The following is a 6,897-nucleotide window of genomic DNA, read 5'->3' on the forward strand; positions in this document are numbered from 1 at the left end:
CCACTTCATCCCGCGACGCTCTTCGTGGCCCACGCGCATCGCGCCACCCGGCCGCCGACGCACCCCGCTCGAGGCGACGCGCCAGGAAGATCCGGCCGCCGCCAAGGGAGATCGGGCCGCGCCGAGGCGGATCAGGCCCTGCGGCAGGGGTGGTTCGGCCGCATGCCGAGGGTTATGAGGCCACCTGCCGAGGGTTGTTCAGTGTGTGGGGGGTGAAATTCGCGAACAACCCTCGGCAGTCCATGATCTCGGTGCGATTCGTGGGATGCCGAAGACACCAAGCGCCTCACCACCGCGACCACGCGGCCCGTTTCCGTACAGGCGGTCGGGTGGGTCAGAAGCGGGCGTACATGTCGTCGGGGATGATCGGCTGGTGGTAGGTGCAGGAGCCGGAGAGCACCGTGGAACCGTGCAGCCGGGACCTGGGGATGAGGATCTTGTCGCCGTCGCTGAGTGAGATCTTGTGGGTGACGTTGTTCCAGAAGTGCATGTCGCCCGACTCGATCATCACTAGACGATGTTCGTCGTGGACGTGCGTCGTGGATGTCTCGTCGCAGGTCTCGACGAAGGTGTCCAGATCGACCTCGATGCGCTCGTTGGTCAGATAGGCGCTGATCGCCTCGGCCCTGGCCTTGTGCTCGTCGATCGCGTCCGCCCAGGCGAGCTGCTCGGCGAGGTCCTGGTCGTGGCGGCGGGCGAGGTGGGCGGCGTCGGCGAACCCGGTGTGGAAGGCCGTCAGCGCGCCCTCGCCCCAGGCGGCGACCAACGGGGTGAGCAGGGCGTCCACCAGGTCGTCCAGGACCGCCGGCGTCACCACGGGGACCCCGGACGCGGACGCGGATGCGGATGCGGAGCCGGATGCGGAGCCGGATGCGGAGCCGGACGCGGGCTCGGCGGGGGTGAACAGGGTGGGACGGGTACCGAAGGCGTCGGCGACCGCGTCCGTCCAGGAGGCGGCGACGGCGGCGTCGTCGATGCGCTGGTGGACGTACGCGCCGAGCAGTTCGGCGTGCCGCTCGGGGGCGCGGGACAGGTGGTGCAGGTGGTTACCGCGGGCCAGGGAGGTGTTGAGGTAGAGCTGCCAGTAGGCGCCGACGGTCGTGGTGAGTCCGGCGGAGGTGAGCAGCGCCGCCCAGGCCGGACCGTCGCCCACCCAGCGGCGGTAGTCGTCGAGCAGCAGGGCCCGTGCGGACGGCTGGGCCAGGTCGTACTCACCGAGCGCCGCCCGGGCGGTCGCGTTACGTGTCGCCGGCAGGTAGGCCGACAGCTGCAGCAACGCGAACGTCGTCGCCTCCCGCCGGTCCCGGGTGCCGCGCAGCACGGCGAACGCGTCCCCGGGATGGTCGCGGCGCTGCTCCCAGTAGCCGTGCAGCTGGGAGCGCACCACGTCCAGGGTGGTCGCCGGCAGGGCGGAGCGCTGCGCTTCGAGGAACGAGAACAGGTGCCGTTCGAGCACCGGACGGGCCAGGGCGCCGCGCAGCCGGTTGTCCGGGTGGTAGAAGTCGGTGGCGTCGTGGTCGGCGGCGTCGTTGCGGGCGGCCGGGAGGTAGAGCAGGTCCGCGTCGTAGATGTTGCGCAGCATCCGGTGACCGAGCAGGCCGGACAGCTTCAGCAGCTGCTCGCCGCGCAGCGGTGCGGCGTAGTTCAGCCACTTCAGGTCCGCCGGGCGGACGGGCCGCCGGTACGGGTTGCCCTCGGTGGTCAGCTCCTCCCATTCGGCCGCGCGAAACGCCGGGTTCGCCGCGAACGCCCGCACCAGCGCATGCGCGTCGGCACCCTGCTGCGCGGCGATCACCTGACTGGCCAGATCCACCGAAGCTCCCGCCGAAGCGGACACCCCCGGTGCCGGAGCCGGGTCGGTGGGCGTGGCGGTGGTGGTCGGCTTGGGCAGGGTGGTGGTGTTGTCCGCGGTCATGGCTTCCTCTTCCGGCGGGAGTGGTTTCCGGCGGGGGCGCTGGCTGCGACCGCCGGGGTGGCGCCCAGGCAGCGGGCGAGGTCCTCGACGGTCGTGTACGCGTACAGCTCGGCGAGGCGGACCCGGCGGCCGAGTTCCCGGCCAAGCCGCGTCTGGACCTGTGGGAGCAGCAGCGAGTGGCCGCCGAGGGTGAAGAAGTCGTCCCGGGCACCGATCCGGGTGGTGTCGAGCACGTGTGACCAGACATCGGCGATCTGACGCTGGAGGCCGGGGGCGGGCTCGACGTGCACGGGGTGGGCGCTGGACGTCGGTGGCAGGCCGGCGGCGGCGACGAACACGTCCGGCACCATGTGGCGGGGCAGCCGACGTTCGAGCCATTCCCGCAGCTCCGCGGCATCCGGTAGGACCGCGGCGGTCGGGTCTGGCGTCCAGTAGGCCCGCAGTTCGTCACCGCCCACCTCGCCGCCACCGCCGTTGCCACCGCCGTTGACGCTGCTGGTGCTGCCGTGGGTGAGGACGACGACGGCCTGGCGGACACCAGGGTGGCGGCCTAGGACGTGCTCGATCTCCTCGAGCTCGACCCGGAAGCCGCGGATCTTCACCTGGGTGTCGGCGCGGCCGAGGAACTCGATCTCGCCGTCGGCGCGGAAACGGGCCAGGTCACCGGTGGCGTACATCCGGCTGCCGGGTGCGGTGCCGAACGGGTCGGGGACGAAGCGGTCGGCGGTGCGGCGGGGGTCGCCCAGGTAGCCGCGGGCCAGCGGCAGGCCGCTGACGAACAGTTCACCGACCGTCCCGACCGGTACCGGGTTGTAGTCGGCGTCGAGTACCCGCAGCTGGGTGTTCGGGTTCGGCCGTCCGATGGTGACGTGGGCGGCGGCCGTAGCCGGTTCGAACACCCGGCAGGACACGCCGATCGTCGCCTCGGCCGGCCCGTACCCGTGGAACATCCAGGCGTTCCACCGTTCACGGAAGCGCCGGTAGAGCTCGTCGCCCATCGTCTCGCCGCCGCACCAGACGTAGCGCAACGACCGTCCCGCCTCGGGTGCGCCCGGATGGTCGAGCATCGCCTCCAGCATGGACGTCGCGACATAGCAGAAGGTGACCGAATACTCGCGGATGATCTCCAGCAGTGCGCCCGGGTCGCTCTCCACGCCCGGCGGCGCGACGACGAGCCGGGCTCCGGCGACCAGCGGCAGGAAGATCTCGTTGATCGAGATGTCCAGGCCGAGCGGCGCGCGGTGCAGGACGACGTCGTCCCCGGTCAGCCGGAGCAGGTCGACCTGCCAGCGCAGCCGGTTGCAGATCGCCTGGTGGCGGATCATCACCCCCTTCGGCTCCCCGGTCGACCCCGAGGTGAAGGTGACGTACGCCAGGTTCTCCATGTCCACACCCAGCTCGGCGGTGCGGCCCAGGTCGGCGGTGCGGTCCAGGTCACCGGCGTGGTCCAGGTCGCCGGCCAGGTCCAGGTGGAGCACGGTGGGTGCGCCGTCGAGGGCGGGGAGGTCCACGGCGGTGATGACCGCGGTGATCTCGGCGCCGGCGGCGACCGCGGCCAGGCGACGCGCCGGCCAGGTCGGTTCCAGGGGGACGAAGGCACCGCCGGCGCGCAGGACCCCGAGCAGCGCGACGATCAGGCCGGCCGACCGTGGCACGCACACCCCCACGGTGACCTCAGGTCCGACGCCGACGGCGCGCAGTGCGGCGGCCACCGCGTCCGCCCGCTGTTCAAGCTCGAGGTAGGTGAGCACGACGGGCTCGCCCGCGAGACCGGGGTCAGAAGCGGAGTCGAAGCCGGCGGCGGAGTCGAAGCCGGCGGCGGAGTCGGAACCGGGGTCGGTGGCACGGGCAGGGGCGACCACGGCGACGGCGTCCGGGGTACGGCGGGTCTGGTCGGCCACGAGGGCGGTGAGAGAGCGGGCGACCAGCGGGTCCGTCCGTCCACTGGGCCATTCGTCGACGACGAGGTGACGTTCGGTGGCGGTCATGGTGTCGAGCTCACCGAGGACCGCGTCGGCGCCGATCTGCTCGCACAGGCGAGCGAGGCGGCCCGCGAACCGTTCGGCGTCGGCGGCGGCGAACACCCCGGTGTCGACAACAGCGGTCAGCGTCACAGTGCCGGACGGGCCGGACGGGCCGGACGGGCCGGACGGGCCGGACGGGCCGGTGAGGCCGTTGTCCTCGGCGAGCAGGGCCAGGGGCAGGCCCGCGCCGCTGGTGCGCAGACGCAGCGGTTCGACGTGCAGACCTCCGAGGGTGACCTCAGGAGGCAGCGGCGGCTGGTAGCCGACCAGCACGTCGACGAGACCCCCGCCGGCCGCGGCGCCGTGCGCGGTCGCGGCACCACCCGCGAGGGCGGCCTCACCGGTGGCGGCGGCCAGGCGCGCGACCGACGGGCCGACGTAGCCGGCGTTCCCGCCGCGGACCGCGCGGACCACCTCGTCGAACGGTGCGTCCGCGTGGTCACGGGCCGCCTGGGCGCGGGCGCGGACCACGTCCACCAGATCACCGAAGGTCTGCTGGGCGTCCACCCGGGTGCGGACCACGACCAGGTTGTCGAAGTTGCCGGCGACGTCGGCGAACCCGGAGCGGTCGCGGCCCGGGACGCAGGTGCCGACGGCGATGTCGGTCTGACCGGTGCACCGGTGCGCCAGGACGATGCCGGCGGCGAGCAGCACCTCGGCGAGGTCGGCGCGGTGGGCGGCGGCCAGGGCCCGCAACCGGTCGGTGACCTCGGGGCTGAGGGTGACCCGGTGTTGCACGGTCGGATGCCCACCAGCGACGGTGGTCGCGGCGACCGGTGACCCGCCGGCCAGGGCGGGGGCGAGCGGGGGCGGCGGCGGGCTGAGTTCGTCGCGCCACCAGGTGAGCTGGTCGGCGACCGTCGTCCGCCGCTCGGCGGTGGCCGCCCAACGGGCGTGGTCGACGTACTGGGCCGGCGGCGGGCCGAGGTCGGCTCGGCGGGCCTGGCAGCGGGCCGCGTAGCAGGCGGCGAGATCGGTGAGCAGGATCTCGAAGCCGGGTTCGTCCCCGGCGATGCGGGCGAGGACCAGCTGCAGCACATGGTCGTCCGGGCCGACCCGGATGAGCTGGGCGCGCAGCGGAATGTCGTCGGTGATCTCGATCGGTGCCTGTCCGAACGCGGCCAGCACCGCCCGCAGGGCGCCGTCGTCCGCGGGGTCGATGAGGTCGATCGGATCGACCTGGACGGTGGCGTCCGCGGGGACGTCGGCCGCCGCACCCCACAGCTCCACCGAAAGATCACGGATGGTGACGGTCAGCAGGTCGACGCCGAGCCGGGTGAGGGTGAGGGCGGTCGGCTCACCGGCCGCGTCCGGCGGGTAGACGGTGCGCAGCACCTCGTGCCGGTCGACGACGTCGTGCAGCGCGGCGGTGAGGGCGACGACGTCCAGTGGCCCGGTCAGATGCAGTCCCAGCGTCAGATGCTGGGTGTGTCCGGCCGGGTCAAGCTGGTGCAGGAACCAGAACCGGCGCTGGGCGGGTGACAGCGGCGCCCGGTCCGGCCGGGACGCGCCATCGGGCCGCGACACATCGTTGGGCGGGTTCGCGACCATCGACAGAGTTTCCTTTCGGTTTCACGTTGAACATGCGGAGATCAGCCGGACGCCCCGCTGGCGGCTGGACGGCCCGCCGCCCGTGGGAGGCGTCGCCAGCGAAGGGCGGCGCCGCCGGCGGAGGGCGAGGCCGCCGTCAGAGGGCGGGGCTGGAGACCGACTCGCGCTCGGCCTCGTCCTGCTCGGCGTCCTCGGACGTGTGGGGTGCCGGCGCGTGGGCCGTCATCGGCAGTAGCGGACGGCCGCCGGCTCCCATCCCGGCCCGCGTACCCGCGTCCCGGACGGTGGCGTCCGCGGCACCGGACATCCGCCGACGCAGGCTGCGCGGCCGCAGGTCGGACCAGGTCGAGGCGATGCTGTCCAGGCACTGCTCACGTGTCCCGGTGACGGACGTGTCGAACCAACCGAGCGCGTTACGCCGGTTCGCCGGCCACACCGAGTACTGCTGCTCCTCGTTGACGACCACCTTGAACGCCCGGCCCGACGGCTCCACCTCGGCAGTGCCGGCAGTGCCGGCAGTGCCGGCAGTACCGGCAGTACCGGCAGTACCGGCGGCGACGGTGCGGGCGGCGTTGGCGAGGAAGGGGCAGCCGTCGGCGACGGTGGCGTCGTCACGCAGGAAGTACTGCTTCCACTCGCGGTTCGCCGGGTCGCCGAACGAGCCGAGCAGCGGGGTCGAGTCGACCTCGTCCATCTTGCGCAGCCGCTCACGGATCGTCCTGCGGGCGGCGGCCCCACGCGGGGTGTAGGGCTCGAGGCCCTCGAAGACCCAGCGCGGCTGGAAGGTGATGTTGAAGACGGGGCTGCTCCGGCTGCGCAGCCGGTGGTGGGACGGGGTGTTGCAGACCACGAAGATCGGGGAGCCGCGGAAGCTGAACTCCCACCCGGGATCGTCGGTCTCGGTCGGGATGTCCGACGGCCAGGGCTCGCCGTCCCCGTCGTGCAGGTACTGAAGCAGCGACCAGAACCGCTGCTCGTAGGCGAGGATGTCGCCGGCCCGCGCCTCATCCGGCACCCGCTGCCCCGGCTCCCGCTGCCCCGGCTCCCGCTCCGCTTCTCCCTCCTGCTCCTGGCCGGAGCCGAAGAACACGACCAGCGACGTGTTGCGCGAGATCTCCTTGTAGACAGCCAGGTAGGTGGCGAGGATGTCCGGCAGGGTCGACCAGGTCCGGGGGTCGTCGAGGTCGTCGACGAAACCGAACCGCAGGCCACCGCGGTTCGCCGCGGCCACCGCGAACACGCAGGGGAACGGCTCGGCCGTGGACGTCAGCGTGTCGATCATGGTGCGGACGCAGTCGGTGCCCCAGGCGGGCAGCGGCCCGAGGGTCAGATCCTGGACGGACTCACGGTAGGCATCGGTCGAGCTGGCCATGCTCTCCCCCAGGGATCGCGTCGTGTCTGGCACGG

Annotated in this window: 3 protein-coding genes; all 3 read right to left on the reverse strand. The window is 72.8% G+C overall.

Annotated elements, in window-relative coordinates:
• Nucleotides 1-334 precede the first annotated feature (334 nt).
• The 3 genes from MXD61_RS10280 to MXD61_RS10290 all read right to left on the reverse strand — a co-directional run bounded on the left by MXD61_RS10280 (nucleotide 335) and on the right by MXD61_RS10290 (nucleotide 6,895).
• The gene (locus MXD61_RS10280) at nucleotides 335-1,915 is read right to left on the reverse strand and encodes a peptide synthetase (RefSeq protein ID WP_248812607.1); all 1,581 of its coding nucleotides are present in this window, start codon (nucleotides 1,913-1,915) and stop codon (nucleotides 335-337) included.
• On the reverse strand, nucleotides 1,912-5,490 hold the full coding sequence (locus MXD61_RS10285) for an amino acid adenylation domain-containing protein (protein ID WP_248812608.1): 3,579 nt from the start codon (nucleotides 5,488-5,490) through the stop codon (nucleotides 1,912-1,914). Before MXD61_RS10285 ends, MXD61_RS10280 begins: the two co-directional genes overlap by 4 nt.
• 136 nt (nucleotides 5,491-5,626) lie before the next feature.
• A complete protein-coding gene (locus tag MXD61_RS10290) occupies nucleotides 5,627-6,895 on the reverse strand; it encodes a YqcI/YcgG family protein (RefSeq protein ID WP_248812609.1) in 1,269 nt (422 codons plus the stop codon).
• Nucleotides 6,896-6,897: the final 2 nt, after the last annotated feature.

The organism is Frankia sp. AgPm24, assembly GCF_023243055.1.
Lineage (GTDB): Bacteria > Actinomycetota > Actinomycetes > Frankiales > Frankiaceae > Frankia > Frankia umida.